Origin of the sequence: Nitratireductor aquibiodomus (assembly GCF_900105565.1) — a bacterium.
GTDB lineage: Bacteria > Pseudomonadota > Alphaproteobacteria > Rhizobiales > Rhizobiaceae > Nitratireductor > Nitratireductor aquibiodomus.
This window is the reverse complement of record NZ_FNSL01000001.1, coordinates 3,956,435-3,980,410: the sequence shown is the minus strand read 5'-3', so window position 1 is coordinate 3,980,410 and position 23,976 is coordinate 3,956,435. Positions and strand designations below refer to the sequence as shown.

The 23,976-nt window shown below is 61.0% G+C and carries 26 protein-coding genes; 11 read left to right on the top strand and 15 right to left on the bottom strand.

The window, feature by feature from the left end:
• Nucleotides 1–10: 10 nt before the first annotated feature.
• The 5 genes from pssA to BLW55_RS18745 all read right to left on the bottom strand — a co-directional run bounded on the left by pssA (nt 11) and on the right by BLW55_RS18745 (nt 5,481).
• Entirely contained in the window at nt 11–835 is an 825-nt protein-coding gene (pssA, locus tag BLW55_RS18765; protein WP_025030127.1) for a CDP-diacylglycerol--serine O-phosphatidyltransferase, read from the bottom strand.
• The gene (locus tag BLW55_RS18760; protein ID WP_065818325.1) at nt 835–1,533 is read right to left on the bottom strand and encodes a phosphatidylserine decarboxylase; all 699 of its coding nucleotides are present in this window, start codon (nt 1,531–1,533) and stop codon (nt 835–837) included. The genes pssA and BLW55_RS18760 overlap by 1 nt, the downstream gene beginning before the upstream one ends.
• A 153-nt stretch (nt 1,534–1,686) precedes the next feature.
• A complete protein-coding gene (locus BLW55_RS18755; RefSeq protein WP_090329792.1) occupies nt 1,687–3,564 on the bottom strand; it encodes an ABCB family ABC transporter ATP-binding protein/permease in 1,878 nt (625 codons plus the stop codon).
• A complete protein-coding gene (locus BLW55_RS18750) occupies nt 3,554–3,913 on the bottom strand; it encodes an ArsR/SmtB family transcription factor (RefSeq protein WP_244509140.1) in 360 nt (119 codons plus the stop codon). The genes BLW55_RS18755 and BLW55_RS18750 overlap by 11 nt, the downstream gene beginning before the upstream one ends.
• An 80-nt stretch (nt 3,914–3,993) precedes the next feature.
• Nucleotides 3,994–5,481 carry an Ig-like domain-containing protein gene (locus BLW55_RS18745; RefSeq protein WP_090329791.1) on the bottom strand — a complete coding sequence of 496 codons (1,488 nt, stop codon included), beginning with the start codon at nt 5,479–5,481 and terminating at the stop codon, nt 3,994–3,996.
• 110 nt (nt 5,482–5,591) lie between these two features.
• On the opposite strand from BLW55_RS18745, the gene BLW55_RS18740 reads away from it, so the two are divergent.
• Nucleotides 5,592–6,203, top strand: a complete 612-nt coding sequence (locus BLW55_RS18740; protein ID WP_090329790.1) for an LOG family protein — start codon at nt 5,592–5,594, stop codon at nt 6,201–6,203.
• Between the two features lie 246 nt (nt 6,204–6,449).
• Here the strand turns inward: BLW55_RS18740 and rarD are convergent, their stop codons facing one another.
• The 6 genes from rarD to cysS form a co-directional block, all read right to left on the bottom strand.
• Nucleotides 6,450–7,376, bottom strand: coding sequence for an EamA family transporter RarD (rarD, locus tag BLW55_RS18735; protein ID WP_090329789.1), 927 nt, complete (start codon nt 7,374–7,376; stop codon nt 6,450–6,452).
• A 111-nt stretch (nt 7,377–7,487) separates the two neighbouring features.
• Complete coding sequence (gene cimA, locus BLW55_RS18730) at nt 7,488–9,119, bottom strand: citramalate synthase (protein WP_090329788.1); 1,632 nt, start codon at nt 9,117–9,119, stop codon at nt 7,488–7,490.
• The gene (pip, locus tag BLW55_RS18725) at nt 9,116–10,069 is read right to left on the bottom strand and encodes a prolyl aminopeptidase (protein ID WP_090329787.1); all 954 of its coding nucleotides are present in this window, start codon (nt 10,067–10,069) and stop codon (nt 9,116–9,118) included. Before pip ends, cimA begins: the two co-directional genes overlap by 4 nt.
• The gene (locus BLW55_RS18720; protein WP_090329786.1) at nt 10,062–10,574 is read right to left on the bottom strand and encodes a GFA family protein; all 513 of its coding nucleotides are present in this window, start codon (nt 10,572–10,574) and stop codon (nt 10,062–10,064) included. Before BLW55_RS18720 ends, pip begins: the two co-directional genes overlap by 8 nt.
• A 117-nt stretch (nt 10,575–10,691) precedes the next feature.
• A complete protein-coding gene (locus BLW55_RS18715; protein ID WP_007008509.1) occupies nt 10,692–11,075 on the bottom strand; it encodes a VOC family protein in 384 nt (127 codons plus the stop codon).
• Nucleotides 11,072–12,547: a cysteine--tRNA ligase gene (cysS, locus tag BLW55_RS18710; protein ID WP_090329785.1), complete on the bottom strand. Its 1,476-nt coding sequence runs from the start codon at nt 12,545–12,547 to the stop codon at nt 11,072–11,074. Before cysS ends, BLW55_RS18715 begins: the two co-directional genes overlap by 4 nt.
• Nucleotides 12,548–12,994: 447 nt before the next feature.
• Between cysS and BLW55_RS20700 the strand changes: the two genes are divergently transcribed.
• Together BLW55_RS20700 and BLW55_RS18700 are read left to right on the top strand one after the other, a co-directional pair.
• Complete coding sequence (locus BLW55_RS20700; RefSeq protein WP_141686065.1) at nt 12,995–13,153, top strand: transcriptional regulator; 159 nt, start codon at nt 12,995–12,997, stop codon at nt 13,151–13,153.
• 203 nt (nt 13,154–13,356) lie between these two features.
• Nucleotides 13,357–14,640 carry an NAD(P)/FAD-dependent oxidoreductase gene (locus tag BLW55_RS18700; protein WP_090329784.1) on the top strand — a complete coding sequence of 428 codons (1,284 nt, stop codon included), beginning with the start codon at nt 13,357–13,359 and terminating at the stop codon, nt 14,638–14,640.
• On the opposite strand, the gene BLW55_RS18695 is transcribed toward BLW55_RS18700, so the two are convergent.
• Together BLW55_RS18695 and BLW55_RS18690 are read right to left on the bottom strand one after the other, a co-directional pair.
• Complete coding sequence (locus BLW55_RS18695) at nt 14,637–15,392, bottom strand: SOS response-associated peptidase (RefSeq protein ID WP_090329783.1); 756 nt, start codon at nt 15,390–15,392, stop codon at nt 14,637–14,639. The two genes, BLW55_RS18700 and BLW55_RS18695, sit on opposite strands and share 4 nt — an antisense overlap.
• Before the next feature lie 23 nt (nt 15,393–15,415).
• On the bottom strand, nt 15,416–15,943 hold the full coding sequence (locus tag BLW55_RS18690) for a DUF2799 domain-containing protein (RefSeq protein ID WP_244509139.1): 528 nt from the start codon (nt 15,941–15,943) through the stop codon (nt 15,416–15,418).
• A gap of 120 nt (nt 15,944–16,063) precedes the next feature.
• Between BLW55_RS18690 and BLW55_RS18685 the strand changes: the two genes are divergently transcribed.
• From BLW55_RS18685 to BLW55_RS18655, 7 genes are all read left to right on the top strand, one after another.
• A complete protein-coding gene (locus tag BLW55_RS18685; RefSeq protein ID WP_040665147.1) occupies nt 16,064–16,477 on the top strand; it encodes an NUDIX hydrolase in 414 nt (137 codons plus the stop codon).
• Between the two features lie 110 nt (nt 16,478–16,587).
• Nucleotides 16,588–16,959, top strand: a complete 372-nt coding sequence (locus BLW55_RS18680) for a TIGR02301 family protein (protein WP_025030113.1) — start codon at nt 16,588–16,590, stop codon at nt 16,957–16,959.
• A gap of 9 nt (nt 16,960–16,968) precedes the next feature.
• Complete coding sequence (locus BLW55_RS18675; RefSeq protein WP_090329781.1) at nt 16,969–17,772, top strand: hypothetical protein; 804 nt, start codon at nt 16,969–16,971, stop codon at nt 17,770–17,772.
• 60 nt (nt 17,773–17,832) lie between these two features.
• Nucleotides 17,833–18,255, top strand: a complete 423-nt coding sequence (locus BLW55_RS18670; protein WP_090329780.1) for a hypothetical protein — start codon at nt 17,833–17,835, stop codon at nt 18,253–18,255.
• Nucleotides 18,256–18,342: 87 nt separating this feature from the next.
• A complete protein-coding gene (gene ygfZ, locus BLW55_RS18665; protein ID WP_177175112.1) occupies nt 18,343–19,200 on the top strand; it encodes a CAF17-like 4Fe-4S cluster assembly/insertion protein YgfZ in 858 nt (285 codons plus the stop codon).
• A complete protein-coding gene (locus tag BLW55_RS18660; protein WP_090329779.1) occupies nt 19,200–19,820 on the top strand; it encodes a YfbR-like 5'-deoxynucleotidase in 621 nt (206 codons plus the stop codon). Before ygfZ ends, BLW55_RS18660 begins: the two co-directional genes overlap by 1 nt.
• 260 nt (nt 19,821–20,080) lie before the next feature.
• Nucleotides 20,081–20,899: a mechanosensitive ion channel family protein gene (locus BLW55_RS18655; RefSeq protein WP_090329778.1), complete on the top strand. Its 819-nt coding sequence runs from the start codon at nt 20,081–20,083 to the stop codon at nt 20,897–20,899.
• A 33-nt stretch (nt 20,900–20,932) separates the two neighbouring features.
• Here BLW55_RS18655 and BLW55_RS18650 read toward each other — a convergent pair whose 3' ends face one another.
• Both BLW55_RS18650 and rimI read right to left on the bottom strand, forming a co-directional pair.
• A complete protein-coding gene (locus BLW55_RS18650; RefSeq protein ID WP_090329777.1) occupies nt 20,933–22,384 on the bottom strand; it encodes a RimK family protein in 1,452 nt (483 codons plus the stop codon).
• Nucleotides 22,381–22,857, bottom strand: a complete 477-nt coding sequence (gene rimI, locus BLW55_RS18645) for a ribosomal protein S18-alanine N-acetyltransferase (RefSeq protein ID WP_090329776.1) — start codon at nt 22,855–22,857, stop codon at nt 22,381–22,383. Before rimI ends, BLW55_RS18650 begins: the two co-directional genes overlap by 4 nt.
• Before the next feature lie 223 nt (nt 22,858–23,080).
• Here rimI and BLW55_RS18640 point away from each other — a divergent pair, with 223 nt between their 5' ends.
• Nucleotides 23,081–23,974, top strand: a complete 894-nt coding sequence (locus BLW55_RS18640) for a mechanosensitive ion channel family protein (protein ID WP_007008495.1) — start codon at nt 23,081–23,083, stop codon at nt 23,972–23,974.
• Nucleotides 23,975–23,976 lie beyond the last annotated feature (2 nt).

Genomic DNA, 23,976 nt, shown 5'->3' with positions numbered 1-23,976 from the left:
TCTTACCGGATTATATCTGCTCTTCGCCGGCTTCTTCCGCCGCCTTTTTGTCTTCCAGCTCCGCACGGCGTGCGTAGGCGCGCATGCTGAAGACAAGGAAGACCAGATAGCCAAGTGCTGAGACCGTAAGCGTCATCCAGGTGAAACTGGTTAGAAGAAGCACGTAGAGCGCCAGCCCCAGGATCAGCGGCAAAACATATTCGCGCGGAACCCGGCTACCGGAACTCTTCCCCGAATAAACCGGCAGGCGGCTGACCAGCAGAAACCCGATCAGCACCGTATAGGCCGAAGCTGCAAAGGCCATGGTGGTGTCCGGCGCAATGCCGAGAAAGCCCAGATAGATTGGCAGGAGCACCAGTGCCGCTCCCGCCGGCGCGGGAACGCCGACGAAATAATCCGTATGCCAGGCGGGACGATCCGGATCGTCCAGCATGACATTAAAGCGCGCAAGCCGCAGGCAGCAGGCGATGGCGAAGAGAAGCGCGGCGATCCAGCCGAGCGCACCCGCCTGATCGAGCACATAGGCATAAAGAACCAGAGCCGGCGCGACGCCGAAATTGACGATGTCGGCCAGCGAATCCATCTGTGCGCCGAATTTCGACGAGGCCTTGAGCATGCGTGCAACGCGACCATCCACCGCGTCCAGAAACGCGGCAATCAGGACCATGACGACCGCCGTCTCGACGCGGTGCTCGAAAGCAAGCCTGATTCCGGAAAGCCCGGCGCAAATGGCCAGAACGGTGATGACGTTCGGCACCAGCATGCGCAGCGGAATTTCACTGAGCTTGGGCCCGCCCCCGCCATGCGGTTCGAATGGTGGAAAGGGCCCTGCCATCAGGAAACCCTGACGATGGGCTGTTTCAGATCGCTCCCGAAAGCCGCAATGACTGTCTCGCCGCCAACCGCGGTCTGGCCGATCGCAACCCGTGGCACAGCACCTGCCGGGAGGTAAACGTCGACACGGGATCCGAAGCGGATCAGGCCGAACCGTTCGCCGACAGTGATCTGCCCGGGCGCCTCAGCCCAGCAGACGATGCGCCTCGCCACGAGCCCGGCGATCTGCACCACCGGAACAGGGCCGTGCGGGCTTTCGATCACGAGGCCATTGCGCTCGTTCTCGCTGCTCGCCTTGTCGAGTTCGGCGTTGAGAAACCGGCCCGGCCGATGCTCGATCAGGGAAATGCGGCCCCGCACCGGCGCACGGTTGATGTGACAGGAGAAGACATTCATGAAAACGGAGATGCGGGTCATCTCCCCCTCGCCCATGCCAAGCTCTGCCGGCGGCACGGCGGGGCCAACGAAGGACACGACGCCATCGGCCGGCGCAATCACCAGATTGTCGTCGACGGGGGTTACGCGCTCGGGATCGCGGTAGAAATAGACGCACCAGGCCGTGAGGATCAGGCCGATCCAGAACAGCGGCCCCCAGATCAGCCCCAGGACAATGGTTGCGCCGGCGAAAGCCGCAATAAAGGGATACCCTTCGCGGTGGATCGGCACCAGCGTGTTGCGGATCGTGTCAATCAGGCTCATCGGCGGCCACTTTCAAATCGAATGAATGTGCCGCCTTGGTAACGGAATCCGGGTTATCCCGCAACGCATCAACCTGGCTGCCGGCCCGTTTCCAACACCTGCGTGCCGTCACAAAGCCCATGAAGTGGTTCAGGGAGAGAGCCGTGACGCCCGTCAATAGGCCGGCTGGCGGCGCACCACCACGCCCATTTCATCCGTTTCACGCGCCTTGCGCAGCCGCTCTTCGGCCTCGGTGGCTTCACGCTGACGGCTCCACATCTCTGCATAGAGCCCGCCGGCAGCCAGTAGCTCGGGGTGGCGGCCGCGTTCGGCGATCTCCCCGCCTTTCAGCACGATGATCTCGTCGGCGTTGATGACGGTGGACAGGCGGTGCGCGATGACGAGCGTTGTGCGGCCACGGCTGACCGTGTCGAGCGCTGCCTGAATTTCCTGCTCCGTGTGCGTATCGAGTGCCGAGGTCGCCTCATCCAGCAAGAGAATGGGCGGGGCCTTGAGAATGGTCCGGGCGATGGCGACACGCTGTTTTTCACCGCCGGAGAGCTTGAGCCCGCGCTCACCCACCATCGTTCCATAGCCTTCCGGCAGGCTCTCGATGAAGGGGCCGATCTGTGCCATCTCGGCCGCGCTGCGCACCTCCTCATCGCTTGCGTCGGGCCTGCCATAGCGGATGTTATAAGCGATGGTGTCGTTGAAGAGCACCGTGTCCTGCGGCACCATGCCGATGGCCGCACGCAGGCTCTCCTGCGTCACGTCCTTCACGTTCTGCCCGTCTATGGTGATCTCGCCATTCTGGGCATCGTAGAAGCGGAAAAGAAGGCGCGAGATGGTGGATTTTCCGGCGCCGGAGGGACCAACCACGGCAACGGTCCTGCCTGCCGGGATCTCGAAACTGATGCCCTTCAGGATCGGCCTCTCGGGATCATAGGAAAAGCGCACATTCTCGAAGCGAACATTGCCCTTATCGACGGTCAGTATCTTTGCATCAGGCCTGTCGGTGACCTCGGCGCGAACGTCGAGCAGGTCGAACATCTGTTCGATGTCGGTCAGGCCCTGGCGGATTTCGCGATAGACAAAGCCGATGAAATTCAGCGGGATGGAAAGCTGCATCAGCATGGCATTGATGAAGACGAAATCGCCCACCGTCTGCGTGCCGCGCATCACTTCATAGGCGGACAGCCCCATGGCGGCGGTCATGCCAAGCCCCAGAATGACTCCCTGTCCGAAATTGAGCCAGCCGAGCGATGTCCAGGTGCGAGTTGCCGCGTCTTCGTAACGCGCCATGGAGCGATCGAAACGCCGTGCTTCCATGGCTTCGTTGTTGAAATATTTGACCGTTTCGAAATTGAGCAGGGAATCGATGGCCTTGGTGTTGGCGTCCGTATCGGAATCGTTCATCTGCCGGCGAATGCCGATGCGCCAGTCACTCGCCCGGATCGTGAACCAAGTGTAGAGCCATACCGTGACGGCGACAATTGCCACATAGATCCAGCCATAGGCGAAGGCGAAAATGCCGGCGGCGAGGAAGAATTCCAGAACGGTGGGGATCGAGTTCAGGATCGTGAAGCGAACGATCGTGTCGATCCCCTTGGTGCCGCGCTCGATGATGCGCGAAAGCCCGCCCGTGCGGCGCTCCAGATGGAAGCGCAGCGAAAGCTGATGCATGTGGACGAAGGTGCGGTGAGCGAGCTGGCGCACGGCGTGCTGCCCGACACTGGCAAAGAGTGCGTCGCGCAACTGGTTGAAACCGAGCTGGACCACACGCACGACATTATAGGCCACGACGAGCATGATCGGGCCGGCCAGCATGGCCGGCAGGAAGCCCGGCGCCTCCCCCTCCCCAGAAAGGGCATTGGTCGCCCATTTGTAGAAATATGGGACAAAAACGAGGATGACCTTGGCAAGCACCAGGAAGAAGGCGGCGATGACGACACGCCGCTTCAGGTCGATCCGGTCGGATGGCCACATATAGGGCCACAGATTGCGCAGGGTCTGGAAGGTGGAGCCTTCGGCGGATACGGTCTTATTGGTCATTCGCTTCGGCCCCGTGGCTGGATGTTCTGCTCTTGCTGGCATCGATGCAGGTCTGTGTCAGACGCGCCAGGGCTTCTGTCAGGCCTGCAAGAGCCTCGGTGTCCACCTCATAGCGCGAGCTTTGCCGCTCAGGGCGCACATGCACCAATCCCGCCTCCACAAGCACTTTCAGGTGCTGGGAAACCGTGGACTGCGCCAGATGCAGATGACGCACCACATCCTTGCAGCAGCACGCATCATAGCCTGAAAGATGCTTCAGTATCTCGACCCGCACAGGGTGAGACAGTGCGCTCAACCCCTTCGTCATGGCGTGATGCGCACAGCAGGTGCCTGACAACGAGCGTGGCATGGCAGAACCTTTCATCGTTAATCGGCGATATACGATGAAAGGTTCTGTGATTTCAAGAGAAAGAGGGAATTTAATGTCGGCTAATTGGCGTTTTCCGGCTTGACCATCTGATCTTCGATGGCCTCCATATCGGCCGCTTCGCCCTCCTCAGTGCTCTCGGGCACGGCAAAAACCTGCCCCGGCCAGATGCGGTCGGGATCCTCGATCTGGTCCTGGTTGGCCAGATAGAGCGTCGTGTAGCGGATGCCACGGCCATAGACGCGCCGGGAAATGTGCCAGAGCGTGTCGCCGCGACGAATGATCACCGAACCGTCAACCGGAGCAAGCTTCGGCGCCGTGGTCTCCGCGCCGGGGCTCGCAGCCTCCGCCGCCGCATCGGGCTCCTGCACGGACGGGGAAGCCCCCGCCGGCGGCAGGCGTGCATCCTTGCCGTCAACCGCATCGTTGCGCACATCCGAACCGGAATCCGGCGCAGCGACGGCTGCAACCTGTTCACCCTCGGCCCGTGTGAAAGGCACGGCAGCACGGGCAACGACCGTACGCCCATCGTCTGAAAGCATGTCGGCGCGGACAATGTAGTCGCCGATGGGCAGTTCACGGGTCGCTTCGATCAGGAAACGCCCGTTCGGTGTGGTCACCGTTTCTCCGAGAAGAATCTGGTTCACATACACACGGATCGTGCTGCCGGGACGGGCAGCGCCGGCTACGAAAACCTGGCGCCCGTCAATCTCGACCGCTTCGATAAAGGGGGAACCTGCGGCTTCCGCTGCTGTGGTGGCTGGCGGTGACTGTTCCTCCGTCTGCGCGGCCTCTGCCGGCTGTTCACCTTCGGCCTCGTTGGCGACCGGGGCCGGCTCGCCCTGCGGTTTTTCTGCCGTGGCCAGCGGCTCCTGCCCGGCCGGCGCGGGTGCGGATGGCTCAGGCGCGACCTCAGCCTGTGTCTCGCTCTCGCCTTCCTGCGGCGCCTTTGCTTCGGGCACCGTGATCAGACGGCTCGGTGCGCCCGGCTGATCGACCAGGGCAAGCACCTGCCCCGCCTCGTCGTCGGGCACGGTGACGATTGCCGTTTCAAGGGACGTGGCGGCGAGATTGTCGGGTGTGGTGGCGCGCAGCACGATCTGGTAATCGCCCGGCTCGAGAGGGTCCTCAAGCACAGCCGCGAAATCGCCCGACGCACCACTTGTGGCGGTTCCGAGAACGGTCGCCCCATTGATAATTTCGATCCGCGCGTTGGGCTCTGCCTTGCCGGCGATCACCATAGAGCCGTTCGGCTCGACCCGCACGATATCGAAGGTCGGCGGGGCGATCTCCTGAGCCTGCTTCAGCGTTTCCGAGGCGCTGTTATCCTCTGCCTGGCTGGCATCCTCCAGGCGCGCTTCCCTGCTGGCTGCACCCGCATCCTGCTTCGCGGCCGCCGCCGGTGCGCCCGCATCGGGCGACGGCGATGATGACAGGGCAGCCGGGCGTGGCTCCTGTGCGTCAAACGCGCCCAGAACATATGCGGCCCCGAGGCCCGCCACGACAGCGCCGGAGAAAAAAAGAAGCCCCTTTAAAGGTGTCAAGCCCATAAACCCACGATAGTCCCTTTGTGACAGGCTGTAACGCTTTTTCGCTCAAGCGACAAGAAAAAGCCTTTGTCCTCTTGACCATAACGGTAACGCAGACGAGCAATGGTTTCATGAGCACAATCGAGTCGGTGTGCGTCTATTGCGGTTCAAGCAATGGACGCGATGAACGTCATTTTCAGGCAGGACTGACGCTGGGGCGCAGTCTAGCGGAAGCCCGTTTGCGGCTGGTCTATGGCGCAGGCACCAAAGGCATCATGGGCGCGGTTGCCCGTGGTACGATGGATGCCGGCGGCACGGTGACCGGGATCATTCCGAAATTCCTGATCCGCCGCGAGGCCAACGAGGTGGATCTGGCCGAGCTAGACGAACTCATCGTCACCGAAGACATGCACCAGCGCAAGCATACCATGTTCGAGCGTTCGGATGCGTTCGTCGCCCTGCCCGGGGGAATTGGAACGCTTGAAGAGATCGTTGAAATCATGACCTGGGCACAGCTTGCCCGGCATGAAAAGCCTATGGTGTTCGCCAATATCGGCGGCTTCTGGAACCCGCTTCTGACGCTCGTCGATCACATGAAGCAGAAAGGCTTCGTGCATTCCGGCCACCGGGTCCGCCCGATCGTGGTGGATCAGGCGGAGGATATCGTCCCCGCAATCCTCAAGGCAGCCGCTCAGCGCGCGTCATCGAATGGTGAGGACCAGACGGTTATCGACCGGCTGTGACTGTCCACAGATTTCAATGAATAGCGCGGGATTGTCATCCTGCCGTTACCCGATTGCAGTCTCGCTGTAACACTGGCCTGCTTCGATCCGATTGCGCGGTGCATGGCCTATGCATCCATCCATCGTCCGGGGTTTGAGCGTTCTCCGGCTTCGCATGTTCCGCGCACGCCGTCCCTGACCCGTCGATGCCCGCCGCACCCCTTCCCGGCATCCCGGGTTTCATTCGCCGCCCCCCCTCTGGGGCGGCTATTTTTTTGCCCGGCGCGCGTCGCGCAGCATCGACCAGCTATAAAGGGCAAGGGCTGCCCAGATGAAAGCGAACGCCACCGCCTTGCCGCCGCCGAACGGCTCCTTGAAGACGAATACGGCGATCAGGAAGATCATGGTCGGCGCCGTGTACTGCATGATGCCGATGGTGGAATAGCGCAGACGTTTGGCCCCCATGGCGAACAGAATAAGCGGAATGGCCGTGACCGGGCCGCAGCCGATGAGCAGAGCGATGTCGGCCGGGTTCGAAAGCGTGAAATGCGCCTCGCCCGACGCGCCGAGCCAGATGAGATAGCCGAGGGCGGGCAGAGCAAGGATCAGGACTTCAAGGAAAAAGCCCTGGCTTGGTCCGATGGGCAGGGTCTTGCGCAGAATGCCGTAGGCCGCGAAGCTGAAGGCGAGGCTGAGAGACACCCAGGGCAGACCGCCCGCATCGGTCGTGAGGATCAGCACGGCAATGCCTGCAAGGCATACCGCGGCAATCTGGTAACGGTTGAGGCGCTCGCCGAGAAAGAGCGCCGCCATGGCGATGCTGACAAGCGGGTTGATATAGTAGCCGAGGGCTGTCTCGACGGCACGGTCGACCGCGATCGCCCAGACATAGATGCCCCAGTTGCAGGAGATGATCGCCGCCGTCAGCGCTGCCATCAGCAATGTGCGCGGCGAGCGCAGCGCCTGGCGGATATCGGCCGTGCGTCCCAGAAAATAGAGGATGACCGCCGCCACCGGGAGAGACCAGAGAACGCGGTGAGCCACCACCTCCATCGCCGGGATGTGGGAGACAAGCTTCATGTAGAGCGGCAGGAAGCCCCACAGACCATAGGCAGACAGAGCGAAGAAGAAGCCGCGCGTCGCGTCATTGGGGTCCGCCTCAAGCGGCTTTTCTGCTTCTGCTATCTCGGACATCTGCTTTCCACGAAAAGCCCGGCGGGGGTGACGGGCGTTCGATTATCCTGTCATACCGATCTGGATCGGCGCCATTTCATTTTATTGGTCCAGCGCATTCGCTCGTCTCGATCAGGCGGCATTCTCTTCTGCGGCATCTGCCTTGTCCCGGTTCTTGACCAGTTTGTAGACGATGGAATCCATCAGGGCCTGGAACGACGCATCGATGATGTTGTCGGAGACACCGACGGTCCACCAGCGGGCGCCCGTCCCGTCGAAGGATTCGATCAAGACGCGGGTTATCGCCTCGGTACCGCCGTTGAGGATACGCACCTTGTAGTCGGCCAGCGCCAGATCCGAAATTTCGGCCTGATACTTGCCGAGATCCTTGCGCAGGGCGATGTCGAGCGCGTTGACCGGCCCGTGACCTTCCGCGACCGACATGAGCGTCTCGCCGTCAACGGTCACCCGGACCACGGCTTCCGACACGGTTTTCAATTCGCCATTGGCATCGAACCGACGCTCCACCATGCAGCGGAAACCGTCGACCCTGAAAAACTCCGGCACGCGACCAAGCGTGCGCCGCGCGAGAAGTTCAAAGCTCGCATCGGCTCCTTCATAGGCATAGCCCTCGGCCTCCCGCTCCTTGACGAGCGCAATCAGCGTATCGAGGCGCGGGTCGGCCTTGTCGACGGCAACACCGCGGCGCTTCAGCTCGGCAATGAAGTTCGATTTCCCGCCCTGGTCCGAGACCATGACGCGGCGCGTGTTGCCCACGCTTTCCGGCGGCACATGTTCATAGGTTTCGGGCTCCTTGAGCACAGCAGAGGCGTGGATGCCGGCCTTGGTGGCGAAGGCCGATGCGCCGACATAGGGCGCCTGCTGCTCCGGCGCGCGGTTCAAAAGCTCGTCAAAGCCGTGGGAAAGACGCGAAAGATCGGCCAGCTTCTCGTCGGGAATGCCGGTCGTGAATCGTTCCGCATAAGCAGGCTTGAGCGCCAGCGTGGGCAGGATCGTCATCAGATTGGCATTGCCGCAGCGCTCGCCAATGCCATTGAGCGTGCCCTGTATCTGGCGCACCCCTGCCTCAACGGCGGCAAGCGAATTGGCCACGGCCTGGCCCGTGTCGTCATGAGCATGAATGCCCAGATGCGCGCCGGGAATGCCAGCCGCGATCACGGCACTCACGATTTCCCTGATCTCTGCCGGCTGCGTGCCGCCATTGGTGTCGCACAGCACCACCCAACGGCTGCCTGCGTCATGGGCCGCCTTCGCGCAGGCCAGCGCGTAGTCCGGATTGGCCTTGTAGCCATCGAAGAAATGCTCACAGTCGACCATCGTCTCCTTGCCGGCGGCAACCGACGCCTCGACCGAGGCCGTGATCGATTCCAGATTTTCCTCATTGGTGCAGCCGAGCGCGACGCGCACATGGTAATCCCAGCTCTTGGCGACAAAGCAGATCGCATCGCTGGCCGACTGAAGCAGAGCCGCGAGGCCGGGATCATTGGAGGCGGAGACACCGGCACGCTTGGTCATGCCGAAGGCGACGAAAGCAGCTTTTCCGGTACGCTTCTTCGAAAAGAAGGCCGTGTCGGTGGGGTTCGCGCCGGGATACCCGCCTTCCACATAGTCGAAGCCGAATTCGTCGAGCAGCTTTGCCACGGCGATCTTGTCCTCGACGGAAAAATCCACGCCCGGCGTCTGCTGGCCATCGCGCAGCGTGGTGTCGAAAAGGTAGATGCGTTCTCTTTTTGCCATGGTCATTTACCCGCAAACTGGTCTGTTGCCCGGATCAGACGGTCGAAAATGCCGGGCTCGGAAAAGGCGTGCCCCGCCCCCTCGATCAGGTGGAATTTCGCGTCAGGCCAGGCCTTGTGCAATTGCCAGGCGTAGTGGGCCGGGCACGGCATGTCGTAGCGGCCGTGAACGATGACGCCGGGAATGCCGGTGAGCTTGTGGGCATCGCGCAGAAGCTGGCCTTCCTCAAACCAGCCGCCATGAACGAAGAAATGGTTTTCAATGCGGGCGAAGGCGATGGCGAAATCGTCGCCGCCATGCTGCTCCGTGAGGCCGGGATCGGGCAAGAGGGTGATGGTTTCCCCTTCCCACAGGCTCCATGCCTTTGCCGCCTCGAGCTGGAGGGCACGATCATCGGACACGAGGCGCCTGCGATAGGCGCCCATCAGGTCGTCGCGTTCGGCCTCCGGGATCGGGGCGATGAAGCGCTCCCACTTTTCCGGGAACATCTGCGACACGCCGAACTGGTAGTACCATTCAAGCTCCGCGCGGGTGAGCGTGTAGACGCCACGCAGGATCAGCTCGGAGACGCATTCGGGATGGGTCTCGGCATAAGCAAGCGCCAGTGTGGAGCCCCAGGAGCCGCCAAAGACCTGCCATTTATCGACGCCCATCATACCGCGCAGTCGCTCGATGTCAGCCACCAGATGCCAGGTGGTGTTTGCCTCCAGCTCTGCATGGGGCTTCGAGCGCCCGCAGCCGCGCTGGTCGAAGAGCATCACGTCGTATTTTTCCGGATCGAACGCGCGGCGATGCGTGGGTGAACAGCCACCGCCCGGGCCGCCATGCAGGAACACCGCCGGTTTTGCGCCACGGGTGCCCACGCGCTCCCAATAGACCGTGTGGCCATCGCCTACATCCAGCATACCGCTGTCGAAGGGCTCGATTTCAGGATAAAGCGTGCGCAATTCAGTCATTCTCAGTGTCTTTCCGTGCGTTTTCAGGCAGCGGCCATTCGTCCGTGTCGTGATCGGGGTGCTGGTAGGAGACCAGGTTGCGCAGAAATTCCACCGCGTCCGCGTCTTCCTCGGAGGTGTAACCCGGGAGGGCCGCGATGCCGTCGGTATAGGGCAACTTTCCCTCCATGCCCCACTGCACCACCGGCGCGATTTCCTCCGGGTGGTCGAAGGCGGCGATGGTTATCGCCAGCCCGTCGGGCGCTTCATAGGTGAGTGGCGTGCCGCAGTGCGGGCAAAAGCCCCGCCGCACATGGCTGGACGACTGGAAGCGCTTGGGTTCAGCGCGTGTCCAAGTGAGTTTCGCGCCACGCATCGAGACCAGCGGAAGCATAATGTTGCCGCTCGCCTTCTGGCACATGCGGCAATGGCAAACCGAAGCCTCGCCGAGTGCGCCTTCGATATGAAAACGCACCGCCCCACACTGGCAACCGCCGGAATAGACGGGCTTGTTGTCGAGGCTCATTCCCTGCCCTTTCTCCCAGAGCGCTTTCACTTTTGCCTAAAGCGTAAAAGCGCTCAATCTTATCGTTCTTGCGCAGTTCCGGACGGAAAACCGGCAGCCACTTTTCCTGGAATTGCTCTAGGCCGGCCTGTGACAGACGGCCTCCACATTGTTGCCGTCAGGGTCGAAAACGAAGGCACCGTAATAGTCTGCATGGTAGTGGGGCCGCGGGCCCGGCGCACCATTGTCGCGGCCGCCGGCCTCGAGTGCGGCCTTGTGAAAGGCGTCTACTTCCTCACGGGTGTTGGCCGTGAAGGCGACATGTTTCGGTTCGCCAGCGGGCGCGCCTTCCGTCAGCCAGAAGACCGGCCGGTCGCGGCCATAACCGCCGACCTTGACGCCATCGGTGTATTCCGGCGGCACCATCATCAGAAGCGACGCGCCAAGCGGTTCCATCGCCCTGTCGTAAAACGCCTTCGCACGCTCGAAATCCGCAACCTTGATGCCGATATGGTCGATCACCGTTTCACCTCCCATCTGGTGCGGCGTTCGCCGCTCTCCGTATCCTTGTAGTCCATGAGCTGGACGCCCTGTGCGGCAAGCTCGTCGCGGATGCGGTCGGCTTCGGCGAAGTTTTTCTCGCGCAACTGCGTGAGCCTCTTTTCCACCGCGGTTCCAACGAACCCGGCATCGATGGCGGCTTCCGACGCCTTGACGGCGAACCAGTCGCTTTCAGTTCCTGCGAGCAGCCCGAGAAGAGCTGCGCTCGTTTTGAGGGCCTGTTTCGCCGCGCTGCTGCCTTTGGTCGCCTCGCTGCGCAATTCATGAAGGCTGGCAATGGCAGCGGTTGTTCCGAGATCGTCGCTGAGCGCGGCTATGGTATCGGCGCATCCGATATCACCTGCTTCGACATCGCCGACAGCCCGATACCACCCGTCGAGCACCGCCTCCGCCTCTTCGAGCTTGCGCACCGAAAAATCGATCGGCTCGCGGTAGTGCGTCATCAGCATTGCAAGGCGCAAAACCTCGCCCGGCCATTTACGCCCGCCGAATTTCTCCGTTTCGAGCAGTTCATGGATGGTGACGAAATTGCCCTCGGATTTGGACATTTTTCGCCCCTCCACCTGAAGGAAACCATTGTGCATCCAGTAATGCGCCATGACATCGCGGCCATGGGCGCAGCAGGATTGCGCGATCTCGTTCTCGTGGTGCGGGAAGATCAGGTCGAGGCCACCGCCGTGAATGTCGAACTCCTCGCCGAGATAGGCCGCGGACATGGCCGAGCACTCGATGTGCCAGCCGGGGCGGCCGCGAATGGTCGTTGCTGCGCCACGGATGGTGAAACGCGCGTCCCAGCCTGGCTCATCGGCGGATGACTGCTTCCAGAGAACGAAATCGGCCGGGTTCTTCTTGTGCGCCTCGACCGCGATGCGGGCGCCGGCCTGCTGGTCTTCCAGTTTGCGTTTCGAAAGCCCGCCATAGGCCTCCATGGAGGCTGTGTCGAAAAGGATTTCTCCTTTCGCCTCATAGGCATGGCCGCGATCGATGAGAGATTGAATCAGGCTCACCATATCCGTCAGCCCGTCCGCGCGCGGCAGGACGAAATCGGTGGCGCGCGGCTCGATGGTCGGCTTCAGGCAGCCGAGGGCGGCAACGTCGGCATGATACTGATCGGCCGTTTTCTGCGTGACTTCGCGGATCGCCTCATTGAGCGGCAGGTCGGGATAGTCGCGGCGGGCGCGCGCGTTGATCTTGTCGTCGACATCCGTGATGTTGCGCACATAGGTGACGTGGTCCTCGCCATAGAGATGGCGCAGGAGACGGTAAAGAACGTCGAAGACGATGGCCGGACGCGCATTGCCGATATGGGCATAGTCGTAGACCGTTGGCCCGCACACATACATGCGGACATTTTTCTCATCGATGGGGACGAAGTCCTCTTTGGCCCGCGTCAGCGTGTTGTAGACCCTGAGGCCCCTGAAACCGTTCGTCATCCTCGCCTTCCGTTTTCAACCCATCGCCATGCCGGAGCGGTGCGATATTGCGGGCACGGTTTGCTCCGGCCGTCTGGCCTGGGCGTTTTTCTCGTCGGGAAAGGAGGGCGAAAACGTCCGGACCAGCGATGAGGCGCTAGCCGATAATGCAAATACCGATAATGGTGCACAGCGTTTTCATAGGCGTTCTTATCGCCGCAGGTGGCAAATGCGTCAAGACTAAAAGCTGAAAGCCAAAAGGCTGGGGATCGCGGCGAAACCCGGCGTTGCGGCCCGAAAGAGGTATTGCAAGCAAAATGGCATTGTGAAGGAAATGTTAAGGCTGATGCGGCAATTTTAGGAATGCGTCTTCCGACGGGGCGGTCTGTCAAGATTTTGTCGGATTTGGTCCCCATCTGCGCGGAAGGGACGACAACGCGGAACCAAGGATTCGATATGCCCCGCGACATGAACAAGCCAGCAGAGTATACCGCCGAACAGGAAAAGCTCCTGCTTAGCCAGTATCACGCGGTTGGACCGGCAGCGATCAATGCCGCTCTGCAGTGCAAGGCCGAAAAGCCGGCACCGGCGCCGAAACAATCCCCTTACGACACGCAGACCGACTGAGGTTTCGCTCCGGTGTGACCGGAGCGGGTGGCAAGGGGCAGCACAGTTTCCAGACATTGCGAGAGCGATGCCAAGGATGATGTGCAGCGCATCTGGCGCTTCAATGCGGCCTCAGCATAACGTCATGCGGATTTTTCGCTTGGACCGGCGGCAGGCGGCATGTGATGTGTCGGGACAGTCTCAGTGTCCAGTGAGTTCGCCAGATGATGAACGACCCGCTTTCCCATGGTCTGTGGGAAAAAACAGCCCCTGCCGCGCCGCAGACAACAGCCCTTTCCGGCGATCAGTCGGCGATGGTCGCCATTGTCGGCGGGGGGTATACGGGTCTTTCGGCGGCACTTCACCTGGCGGAGGCCGGTGCGGACGTCGCGGTTCTCGAAGCCGATGAAATCGGTTTCGGCGGCTCGGGCCGCAATGTCGGCCTTGTGAATGCGGGCATGTGGGTCATGCCCGACGACCTACCCGGCATTCTCGGTGAGACCTATGGCGAGCGCCTGCTAAAAATTCTCGGCAACGCACCGCGCGTTGTGTTCGACTTGGCGAAGCGGCACGATATGGACTGCGAGGCGATGCCTGTCGGCACGCTGCACTGCGCCGTCGGCGAAAGCGGGCTCAGACAGCTTGAGGAGCGCGCACGGCAATGGCAGGCGCGTGGTGCTCCGGTGCGGCTTCTCGACCGGCAGGAAACGGCGAAGAAGGTCGGGAGCGCGGCATTTGCCGGCGCGCTGCTCGATGAACGTGCAGGCACGATACAGCCGCTCTCCTATGCGCGGGGCCTCGCCCATGCGGCAGCACGGGCCGGCGCAAGGCTTCACACCAGTTCCCGGGTGACAAAAGCAGAGCGCAGCGGCGATGGCTGGCGGCTTGAAACGCCTCGGGGTGCGCTCTTGGCGCGCCATGTGATCGTGGCAACCAACGCCTATACCACCACGCCATGGTCTCAGATCCGCGAAGAGATCGTCCACCTGCCCTATTTCAATTTTGCCACCCCGCCCCTGCCGCAGGCAGTGCGGGACCGGATATTGCCGGAGCGGCAGGGTGCGTGGGACACGAAGCAGATTCTGACCTCATTCCGCTGGGATCGGGAGGGGCGGCTTGTGTTCGGAAGCGTGGGGGCCCTGAAGGGCACGGGCCAGGCAGTTCACCGCGCTTGGGCGGAGCGGGCCATCGCCCGCCTGTTCCCGGAACTGAAAGGGACACGGTTTGACCACTGCTGGTATGGCCATATCGGCATGACGGCCGATCACCTGCCGAAATTCCATCGCCTTGGCGAGAATGTCGTCGGTTTTTCCGGCTATAACGGGCGCGGCATTGGGCCGGGCACCGTGTTCGGCAAGGCTTTGGCGGAGCTTGTGCTGGGGCGCATTTCGCAGGAGGAGCTTCCGCTGCCGGTCAGCGATGTGTCGCGCCAGTCTTTCCGGGGGCTGCGCGAGGGCGTCTATCGCTTTGGCGCCGAGGCCGTCCACTTCATGCGGACCGTCGTTTAAAAGAGATCGAGCTGGCCGCTGTCGCCTCCGGGCTTTGGGTCGGTGTCCTCAGCCTCGCGGCGTTCCACGCGCTCCTGTAGGTCCGGACCGGCATTTGCCACCTTATTGACCCGGTCCGACACGGGCACCGCCTCGAAGAAGCCAGGCTCGGCCGGTTTCAGAAGATCGGCCACATGGCGCGGTTCCTGGTTAAGGCAGTCCAGCCAGCGGTCGAAATCCTCCGGCTTGATGACCACGGGCATACGATGATGGATACCGCGCAGGTCCTCATTGGCCTCCGTCGTCAGGATGGCGCCCGTGTCCAGCTCCGTGCCACCGGGTTCCGACCAGCTTTCCATCAAACCGGCGAAGGCGATCAGGCCGCCATCGCGGGGCTGGATCCAGTATGGCTCCGCGCGTTTCGAACCAACGCGCCGCCATTCGTAAAAACCATTGGCCGGAACCAGCGCGCGGCGATGGCGCATGGCGGTGCGGAAGGACGCCTTTTCCGCCGCCGTTTCGGAGCGGGCGTTGAACAGAAGTGAGAAGTCGTCCGGATTTTTTGCCCAGGCGGGAATGAGGCCCCAGCGCACCAGCATGCTCTGCCGCGAAGGCAGGTTGGAACCGGCCGCCCGCGCAGGGCCGGACAGAGCCATCAGAACGGGCTGTGTCGGGGCGATGTTGTAGCGCGGGGGAAACGGCTCGAAGTCTGTCACCGCAAGGAGCGACTGCACCGCGTCCGGTGTGTCGGTGAGAGCGAAACGACCACACATGAGCTGATACCCCGACCAGTGTTTCAGTAACGGCCGGCCGCCTCCTCATAGAGGTAGCGGTCGTAGAGGCGCTCGGCATCGCGCACGCGGCCCTCGGCAAGGAACAGGTCCGATTCCTTCAGCGAAATCCGGTTGCGCACCTTGCGACGGTCCTCGCCCTTGGCGGCGTCTTCGAGATCGTCGTAAAGCTGCTCGAGTTCGCGCTTGAGACGGTCATATTCCGACTGGGCGTCATGCACGCGCTTGCCGACGCGGTAAGCGCTCTCAAATCCCGGCGCAACCTCGGAAGGGCAGGAATTGGCGTAACTGCGCCCGTCGCGCCCGGCGCTCAGGCCATTTTCGGGGGTGCAATAGCGGCGAATGCCGTCTTCCCAGCCTGCGCGCCAGGCGCGTTCATCCACCGGCAGACTGTACTTCGCGCAGGCCTCACGGTGCCTCTGAACATAGGACGGGCTGCGTCCGGCAGCGCCGTCGCTGCGTCCCAGATCGCTCCAGTTCACCGATTCGCACTCGGTCTCGTTCAGCGTTGCACATGCCGACAAGGACAACATGAACGCCAGACCTGCAACAAATCCCGTGCTCCGCATCACCCGCACGATTGCGTCCCCCGTATTCTCAAGACATAAACACGGTCGGGACTGTTGGTGATCGGGTGGCAGGATGCAAGGGGTGTGCCTGTGAAATCAGAGGAAATCCTCGCCGTTTCCGCGGCCGTTCTAAAGGACGGGCAGGTTCTTCTGGTGCGCCGCGGCCGCCCGCCCGCGAAGGGCCTCTATGCCTTTCCCGGTGGTCGCGTGGAAGCGGGAGAAACCTTCGAGCAGGCGCTCGCACGCGAATTGCTGGAGGAGACAGGACTGGTCATAGAAACGGCCAGCCCCTATCAAGAAATCCTGCTGAACGGAGATGACGGACAGCAGACCTTTCGGCTGATCGTGTTTCGCGCCACCGTTGCGGCAGGCGCCATCACCGCGGGTGACGATGCAAGCGAGGCCGGGTGGTATGCACCCGAGGCGATCACTGCCATGCCCCTAACAGACAGCACGCGCGCGGTTATTGAAGAACTGCAACACTCGACCGATAGCTGAGCCCATGGGCCCCTGCGCCCTCAATCTTGCCACTTTCCTGAATGTCTGGTGATCGCCTTCCTGCAACTGCGGGCGTTTGACAGGCGGCGCTCGCTGGGAGACAACACGGCATGCGCAATGGTTCAGCACTTTTCGGCCTCGCGATGGCCCTTTTCATGGCTGCGCCTGCGGCACGGGCCAACGACGCGACTTATGAAACACCGCTTCTGAGGCTCGCTGAAGTGCTTGGTTCAATCCACTATCTGCGCAATCTGTGCGGAGAGGGTTCCGACGCCTGGCGCGGGAAGATGGAAGAGCTTCTGGAAACGGAAGCACCGACGCCGGCTCGCCGCGAAAAGCTGATTGCCAGCTTCAATCGCGGCTACAGATCCTTTGCAGGGACCTATGAAAACTGTACGGACCAGGCGCTTTCCGCCATCGACCACTATATGAACGAGGGCTCACGCATATCCAGCGAGATCGTGCAGCGCTACGGAAACTGAGACGTGACAATGAAGCGGCATCTGGTGAACGTCGAAAACCACTCAAGCATGCAGGGACGAACGCGGTGGCGACGCCTTCTGATGGCCGGCCTGGCTGCGGCTGGTTTGACTGGAGCGAACGCCCTGCCCGCTTTTGCCCTCAGCGAACTGCAGCAAGTCGAACCGGCAGAGGAAGGCGAGAGCGGGTCCGATAGTGTCGAGCGCGTGCCACTGCCGCCGCCGATTCGCTTCCCGAACGCCGACACCGACACGCCGGAAAGTTCTGAGCCGGGTGAGGATGCGACTCCCGTTGAGGATACGCCACTGCGCGATGTGGTGCGGCCGGATACCCAGATCGGAAAGGAGCTGCCGGAGATTCTTTACGATCTGGAGCAGGTGCCCGAACCGGTACAGCGGATGCATGGACTAATCGTCGAAGCCGCCAAAAGCGGGGACATCGAACGTCTGCGCCCACTGATCGGCAGCGGGGAGACCGCGACGCGCCTCTCTCTCGGAGGACTCGATGGCGATCCGCTTGATTTTCTCATCGAACTGTCAGGAGACGAGGAAGGCCAGGAAATATTGGCCATACTGCTCGAAGTCCTGCAGGCGGGCTATGTGCATCTCGATGCGGGCACGCCCCAGGAAATGTATGTCTGGCCTTATTTTTTCGCCATCCCGCTCGAATCCCTCGACAAGAAGCAGCGCGTCGAACTGTTCACGCTTGTGACTGCCGGTGACTATGAGGACATGAAGAATTTCGGCGCCTACATCTTTTATCGCGTGGGTATAACGCCAGATGGACACTGGGCGTTTTTCGTGGCCGGAGACTGAGCCGTTTCTTGCAATCGCCTGGAACGCCCCCATATCCGGTGGAACTCAGGGAGGTGTCCCATGGAGGGGATAGCGCAATCGCAAAGCGGTCTTGCCGCATCGCCGCGAAGCCCGGGGAGGCGCGGACGCCTTGTCAGGCGTGTCATCCTCTTTCAGGTGAAGCTCATGGCCGACGGCATGCGCGATGTCGTCATGAGTCCCCTGTCGATCGCCGCTGGTCTGTTTGGCCTCATTTCACGCAGTGGAAGCGCCGAGGTCTATCTCGACCGCCTGATGCGGTTTGGCAGAGAGACGGATCACTGGATCAATCTTTTCGACCACCGAAGCGCGCCGCACGACACGCCCTCACCTTCACTCGACAACATCGCCGAGCAGATCGAGGAGGCACTGCGCCGCGACTATGAAAACGGTGGCCTGAGCGCCAGAAGCGCCAGAGCCCTTGCCGAGGCTGCGGCCCGTCTCAGGGAGAAGGCCAGTCGTTGAGCCTCTCATGGCAGTTGCCGGGTTGTCCTCGGCGGTAAAGCATCCTAGCTAGAAGCAAGATGACCCCTTTACCTTGCCGGATCAGCCATGCCGACCTGCCACCTAGACAATCGAGCCCTCTTCCAGTTGCAGGGTTCCGAGGCCGAACACTTTCTTCAAAACGTGATCACGAACGACCTCTCGGCTCTCAAGGATGGCGAATGCCGTCCGAGCGCCCTGCTCACGCCTCAGGGCAAGATTCTGTTCGATTTTCTCATTTCCCGCGCCGGCAGCGACGCGTTCCGAATTGAATGCCGGGCGGATATCGCCGCCGATCTGGTGAAGCGCCTGACCCTCTACAAGCTGCGCGCAAAAGTGGATATTTCAGAGATAGAACAACGCACTATCGCGATTTCGTGGCAAAATGATTCTGCTTCTTCAGAAAAAGTTTCAACGCTGACGGACTGTCGCTTTCCCGCAGACCTGAACATGCGGAGGTACTATGGCGAGACGCCCGAAGCTGACAGCGCCAGTAAGCACCTGGACGAACTGCGGATCGCCACTGCCGTTGCCGAAAGCGGCAGCGACTTTGCACTGGGCGACGCGTTTCCTCATGACGTGCTTTACGACCAGAATGGTGGCATCGGGCTTAAGAAGGGCTGCTTTGTCGGCCAGGAGGTGGTCTCGCGGATGCATCACCGGGGAACGGCTCGCCGGAGGCTCCTGATCGTCAGCGGCGCATCTGCCCTGCCCGCTTCGGGCACCGAGCTGCGCGCTGACGGCAAGCCACTCGGAACGCTCGGTACGGTCTCGGGCCCCCGGGCTCTGACTATCGTGCGGATCGACAGGGTCAAAGACGCGATGGATGCGGGGATACCGGTGATGGCAGGCGATATCCCTGTGACGTTCGCCATCCCACAATGGGCTGGCTTTAGCTTTCCAGCATCCACGGAAAGTGCGGGCTGATGCCGGCTTCGACCAAAGCAGCGCCTCCCCGTGCATGGCAGAGAATGCTGTCCGGCCGCCGGCTTGATCTTCTTGACCCGTCCCCACTGGACGTTGAAATAAGCGATATCGCACACGGCCTTGCCCGTGTTGCCCGCTGGAACGGACAGACCGAAGGCGACCACGCCTATTCCGTCGCTCAGCACTCGCTTCTGGTGGAGGAGATTTTTTGCCGGATCACGCGCGACGTCACACCCGACTGTTCCATGGCCGCGCTGCTGCATGATGCGCCCGAATATGTCATTGGCGACATGATTTCCCCGTTCAAGGCCACACTGGGCGACGACTACAAGTCTGTCGAGAAGCGTCTGCAGCGCGCGATCCATCAACGGTTCACTCTGGCTCCCAATCTGCCGATAAAACTGAAGAAAGCGATCAAACGCGCCGATCAGATCGCCGCATTCTACGAGGCGACACAGCTCGCAGGCTTTGGCGTAACGGAGGCCGCACGGTTTTTCGGACGTCCACGCGGACTGCCCCCGGAAGGGCTGAAACTCGAACCGCAACCCCCAAAACTGGCTCAAAAAGCCTTCCTCGACCGCTTTACGGTAATCGATGAAAAAAGAAAAAACATCATATAATATTCTCTATTTTATAGTTTCATTTTTCATTCAAAATAGATATACAATTTAAATCCAAAACAGCCATCACATCATAAAAATTATATTACATATATACTTTTATAACTCAAAGACGCTTGGTATACGCGTCATCCAGACTGATGCAGTTCAGCGCTTCTGATCCTCCTGCCAGGACTATCAGGTGGATGAGAACGTCGACGGGGCGGTGCTTCGGTTTCTGAAAACGGAAACCCCGAACACGGCACGGAGATGTTCGAAACATGGAAAAGCAAGCAGGACGTCTTATTCAAACAGCGAATACAGCGCTCGGTTACGTCACGGAATTTGCACTGAATTACGGATTGACGTTTCTTGGCGCTGTTGCCCTTCTGGTGATTGGCATCATTGTAGCGAAAATGCTGGAGCGCTGGGTGCGCAACACACTTAGCCAGGTGTTCTCATTCGACGCGACCCTGACTTCCTTTCTTTCGGTTCTGGCCCGATATACCGTCCTGGCCCTTTCCAGCGTTGCGGCGCTCACGCAGCTGGGCGTGCCAACCGCCAGTATTATTGCAGCGCTCGGCGCTATCGGCCTCGCGGTCGGCCTCGCCCTTCAGGGAACACTGCAGAACATCGCAGCAGGTGTGATGCTGCTCATTCTGCGGCCGTTTGAAGTAGACGAGCATGTGCTGGCGAATGGAATATCAGGAACCGTGAGCACTCTGGGGCTTTTTGCGACGGAACTGAAAACCGATGACGGGCTGATCGTCTTCGCTCCCAACAGCACGCTCTGGAACGCGGCCATCACAAACCATTCCAGAAACAAGGCTCGCAGGGTGGAGCTTGAGATCGATGTTGGAAACGATCTCAGCCCCGAGCAGGTTCAGAAGGGGCTCTTGAGAATTCTCGCCGCAGAAAAGAGCATCTTGAAGAAACCCCAGGCAGAAACGCTCTTTTCGGCGATAGATGGTGGCGCTCCACATCTAACGCTCCGCTTCTGGGCGAGAAGCGAAGGGTGGCAGAAATCCCGCTCGGCTCTGACTGAAGCCATCAACAAGGGCTTTGGAAAGAAGGGAGTGAGCGTCTCAGTCCCCGATTGATCTACCGCGATGTCGACAGATGGAGAGGTGCCCTCACCTCTCCAGACGGTCGATGAACCACTGGGTGAGGCTGGTCCAGACAGCGTCCTTTTCTCCGGCATCCTCACAGCCATGATCGAGATTGGGATTGTCGTTGACTTCGATGACGTAGACACCTTCCGGCGTTGCCTTGAGATCCACGCCATAAAGCCCGCTTCCGATACAGCGCGCGGCACGCACGGCGATGTCGAGCACGTCCGACGGTGTGTCCGCCAGGGTGAACGAGCGAAAACCTCCCTCGTCCGGACGCCCCTGTCTTTCGTGATTGACGATCTGCCAGTGCTTCTTTGCCATGAGGTATTGCACGGAGAAAAGCGGCCTTCCGTCGAGAACCCCGATACGCCAGTCGAAGGCAGTGGGCAGAAACTTCTGCGCGATGAGCAGATCGGAATCCTCCAGCCATTTTGTCGCCAGCGCCTTGAGCTCCGCCATGTTCGCCGCCTTCTTCACGCCGCGTGAAAAAGAACTGTCGGGCGTCTTGAGCACCAGCGGGAAACCGAGCAGATCGGCAGCGCGCTCGAGGTCCGCTGTTCCGGCAATCATCATGGTCGGTGGAACGGGCACGCGGTGCGTCGTCATCAACTCATTGAGATAGACCTTGTTGGTGCAGCGGATCATCGACAGTGGATCGTCGATCACCGGCATGCCCTCCTGCTCGGCACGCCGGGCGAAACGGTATGTGTGGTTGGAAATGGATGTGGTCTCGCGAATGAACAGCGCATCAAAGTTTGCCAGGCGCGGCAGATCCTTCTTCGTGATCGGTTCCACTTCAACACCCATGCGGGCGGCGATGCGCGACCAGTGTTTGAGCGAAGCAACGCTCGACGGCGGCAGTTCCTCCCTTGGATCAATGAGGGTGGCGAAACCATAGCGCGCCGGAACCCGGGTGCGGCTCTCACGCCACTGCCGGCTCGTATAGGTGTGCAGGGATGCGGTGAAGCGCTCCTTCTCTTCCGAACTCATGCGTGAAAGGGCGCGAAACCCGATGCGTGTGATCGTTGCCCATTCGCCGTCCTTGATGACGACTTCCAGAGCGGGCGCGCGAAACCAGTCGAACAGGAGCTTCGCGAAGCGCTCCCAGGCTTTCTCGGGGCCGATCCCGAAAAACACACTGACGGTTGAAGGAAAGCTTCCACCAAGTTCGGCGCGGCAGCGGTTGAGAGCCTGTTCAAGTTCCGGGAGCGCGTTCTCGTAGAGCTTGCGTGCGGAGAGGTCGATCATGGTTTCGACCGAGGGGATCACGCGATGACCGCGGGAACTGGCAAGCAGCGACGCATAGTAGCCACGGCTCTGATAGGCATAGCTGGATGAGAGATTGATGACCTTGGGGCGCTGTCCGCGAAACAGCGCCGGATGGGCCAGATAATCGCGGTTGGTGATGATTTTATAAGGTGTGGCGGTCTCGTCCAGATCGCCCTTCTTGCCAGTCAGGATGACCCAACTCATCTGGGGCCGTTCTCCGTGTTCAATGCGCACAGCGCCTTTTGGTAACGCAATGCGCTCATACCGTCGTGATAGTAATTCTTATATCGGGCAAAGCTACGATATCCCGTTTTTTCGTAAAGCCGGATGGCCGGCTCATTGTCTGCCCGCACCTCAAGGCGCATCGACTGGAACCCTCGTGCACGCGCTGCGTTCTCGACATGATGCAACAGCAACGCCGCCACCCCCCTGCCGGTTTCATCCGGTGCGACGGCAATGGAGTAAAGCCGCGCGATGCCACTCGTCCGGCGTGTCAACGCCAGCGCATATCCGAGGACTTTTTCACCCTCTTCGGCAACGCATGTGATGGCCGCCCGCGATCCGATCAGGCGCCGGAGAGAGCGCTGGGAAAGCCTGTCGCCCGAGAACGCCGCGTTCTCGATTGCAACCAGCGCATCGAGATCTTCAAGATGGGCGAAGCGAACATCAATCGACATACCACGCTCCAGGCAACATCGGCGCCCCTGAAGGCCCATGCTCCACAAGCCCAAGCCCCGATTTGCAGCAACCGGCAGGGATTGCTAGACACGCGACACCAGCAGGCCAGACGCGACGGGACGTCCGCAAAGCCATCTCCTCGCGTTTTGAGCGCTGCAAACGGGTCAATACCGTCCCCTGAAGGCCGGAAACGACAAACATGGAACGGAGACATTCCCCAATATGGAAATGCAAACTGAGAACCTCATGACAGCCGCCCAGGCAGCTCTGGCCCAGGTCAGCGAATTCGCCGTATCTTACGCCTTCTCGATTCTCGGCGCCATCATTCTCATCATCGCCGGTTTTATTGTCGCGGGGATGGTGGAAAAGTGGGTGCGCCGCACGCTCGATCGTTTTCCCTCGTTCGATGTCACGCTCACCAGTTTTCTTTCCAAGATTGCCCGGTACGCGGTTCTGATCCTGGTCGGGGTCACGGTGCTGGCCCAGTTCGGGGTTCAAACGGCGAGCATCATCGCCGCACTCGGTGCGGCCGGCCTCGCTATAGGCCTTGCCCTGCAGGGCACGCTGCAGAATGTCGCCGCGGGCATCATGCTCCTCGTTCTGAAACCGTTTCGTGTCGGCGAGTTTGTCGAGGCGAGCGGCATTTCCGGGACGATCCAGACCATCGGCCTCTTCGCAACAGAGATGAAGACGGTCGATGGTCTCTACATCCTCGCGCCGAACAGCTCGCTGTGGAACACGTCCGTCACCAATTATTCGCGCAATCCGCGCCGCCGCAACGACCTGGTGATCGGCATCGGCTACAATGACGACATCGACCTCGCGCAGAAGACAATGCTCGACCTTGCTGCCTCCGACGACCGTGTTCTGGCCGATCAGGAACCCGCGACCTTCGTTTCAGAACTGGGCGACAGCGCCGTCAACATCACCATGCGTTACTGGACCACGACCGCGGACTGGTGGCAGACCCGCCTTGACCTGACCAAAGCGGCCAAGAAGGCGTTCGACGAGAAGGGTATCTCCATTCCCTTCCCGCAGCGCGACGTTCACTATCTGCCGCTCGACAGCAAGGCCCAGACCACCAGCCCGGCCAAAAAGAGCACGGCCAAGCGCTGATG

Excerpts from the sequence above, each read along its gene's own strand:
- BLW55_RS18690 (WP_244509139.1), bottom strand. The coding sequence starts at position 15,943 with ATGTTGTCCTTGTCGGCATGTGCAACGCTGAACGAGACCGAGTGCGAA.
- BLW55_RS18740 (WP_090329790.1), top strand. The coding sequence starts at position 5,592 with ATGAGCACAATCGAGTCGGTGTGCGTCTATTGCGGTTCAAGCAATGGA.
- BLW55_RS18680 (WP_025030113.1), top strand. The coding sequence starts at position 16,588 with ATGCGCAATGGTTCAGCACTTTTCGGCCTCGCGATGGCCCTTTTCATG.
- BLW55_RS18760 (WP_065818325.1), bottom strand. The coding sequence starts at position 1,533 with ATGAGCCTGATTGACACGATCCGCAACACGCTGGTGCCGATCCACCGC.
- cimA (WP_090329788.1), bottom strand. The coding sequence starts at position 9,119 with ATGACCATGGCAAAAAGAGAACGCATCTACCTTTTCGACACCACGCTG.
- rarD (WP_090329789.1), bottom strand. The coding sequence starts at position 7,376 with ATGTCCGAGATAGCAGAAGCAGAAAAGCCGCTTGAGGCGGACCCCAAT.
- BLW55_RS18700 (WP_090329784.1), top strand. The coding sequence starts at position 13,357 with ATGATGAACGACCCGCTTTCCCATGGTCTGTGGGAAAAAACAGCCCCT.
- BLW55_RS18655 (WP_090329778.1), top strand. The coding sequence starts at position 20,081 with ATGGAAAAGCAAGCAGGACGTCTTATTCAAACAGCGAATACAGCGCTC.
- cysS (WP_090329785.1), bottom strand. The coding sequence starts at position 12,547 with ATGACGAACGGTTTCAGGGGCCTCAGGGTCTACAACACGCTGACGCGG.
- BLW55_RS18640 (WP_007008495.1), top strand. The coding sequence starts at position 23,081 with ATGGAAATGCAAACTGAGAACCTCATGACAGCCGCCCAGGCAGCTCTG.
- BLW55_RS18660 (WP_090329779.1), top strand. The coding sequence starts at position 19,200 with ATGCCGGCTTCGACCAAAGCAGCGCCTCCCCGTGCATGGCAGAGAATG.
- ygfZ (WP_177175112.1), top strand. The coding sequence starts at position 18,343 with ATGCCGACCTGCCACCTAGACAATCGAGCCCTCTTCCAGTTGCAGGGT.
- BLW55_RS18675 (WP_090329781.1), top strand. The coding sequence starts at position 16,969 with ATGAAGCGGCATCTGGTGAACGTCGAAAACCACTCAAGCATGCAGGGA.
- pssA (WP_025030127.1), bottom strand. The coding sequence starts at position 835 with ATGGCAGGGCCCTTTCCACCATTCGAACCGCATGGCGGGGGCGGGCCC.
- pip (WP_090329787.1), bottom strand. The coding sequence starts at position 10,069 with ATGACTGAATTGCGCACGCTTTATCCTGAAATCGAGCCCTTCGACAGC.
- BLW55_RS18745 (WP_090329791.1), bottom strand. The coding sequence starts at position 5,481 with ATGGGCTTGACACCTTTAAAGGGGCTTCTTTTTTTCTCCGGCGCTGTC.
- BLW55_RS20700 (WP_141686065.1), top strand. The coding sequence starts at position 12,995 with ATGAACAAGCCAGCAGAGTATACCGCCGAACAGGAAAAGCTCCTGCTT.
- BLW55_RS18670 (WP_090329780.1), top strand. The coding sequence starts at position 17,833 with ATGGAGGGGATAGCGCAATCGCAAAGCGGTCTTGCCGCATCGCCGCGA.
- BLW55_RS18750 (WP_244509140.1), bottom strand. The coding sequence starts at position 3,913 with ATGCCACGCTCGTTGTCAGGCACCTGCTGTGCGCATCACGCCATGACG.
- rimI (WP_090329776.1), bottom strand. The coding sequence starts at position 22,857 with ATGTCGATTGATGTTCGCTTCGCCCATCTTGAAGATCTCGATGCGCTG.
- BLW55_RS18650 (WP_090329777.1), bottom strand. The coding sequence starts at position 22,384 with ATGAGTTGGGTCATCCTGACTGGCAAGAAGGGCGATCTGGACGAGACC.
- BLW55_RS18755 (WP_090329792.1), bottom strand. The coding sequence starts at position 3,564 with ATGACCAATAAGACCGTATCCGCCGAAGGCTCCACCTTCCAGACCCTG.
- BLW55_RS18695 (WP_090329783.1), bottom strand. The coding sequence starts at position 15,392 with ATGTGTGGTCGTTTCGCTCTCACCGACACACCGGACGCGGTGCAGTCG.
- BLW55_RS18720 (WP_090329786.1), bottom strand. The coding sequence starts at position 10,574 with ATGAGCCTCGACAACAAGCCCGTCTATTCCGGCGGTTGCCAGTGTGGG.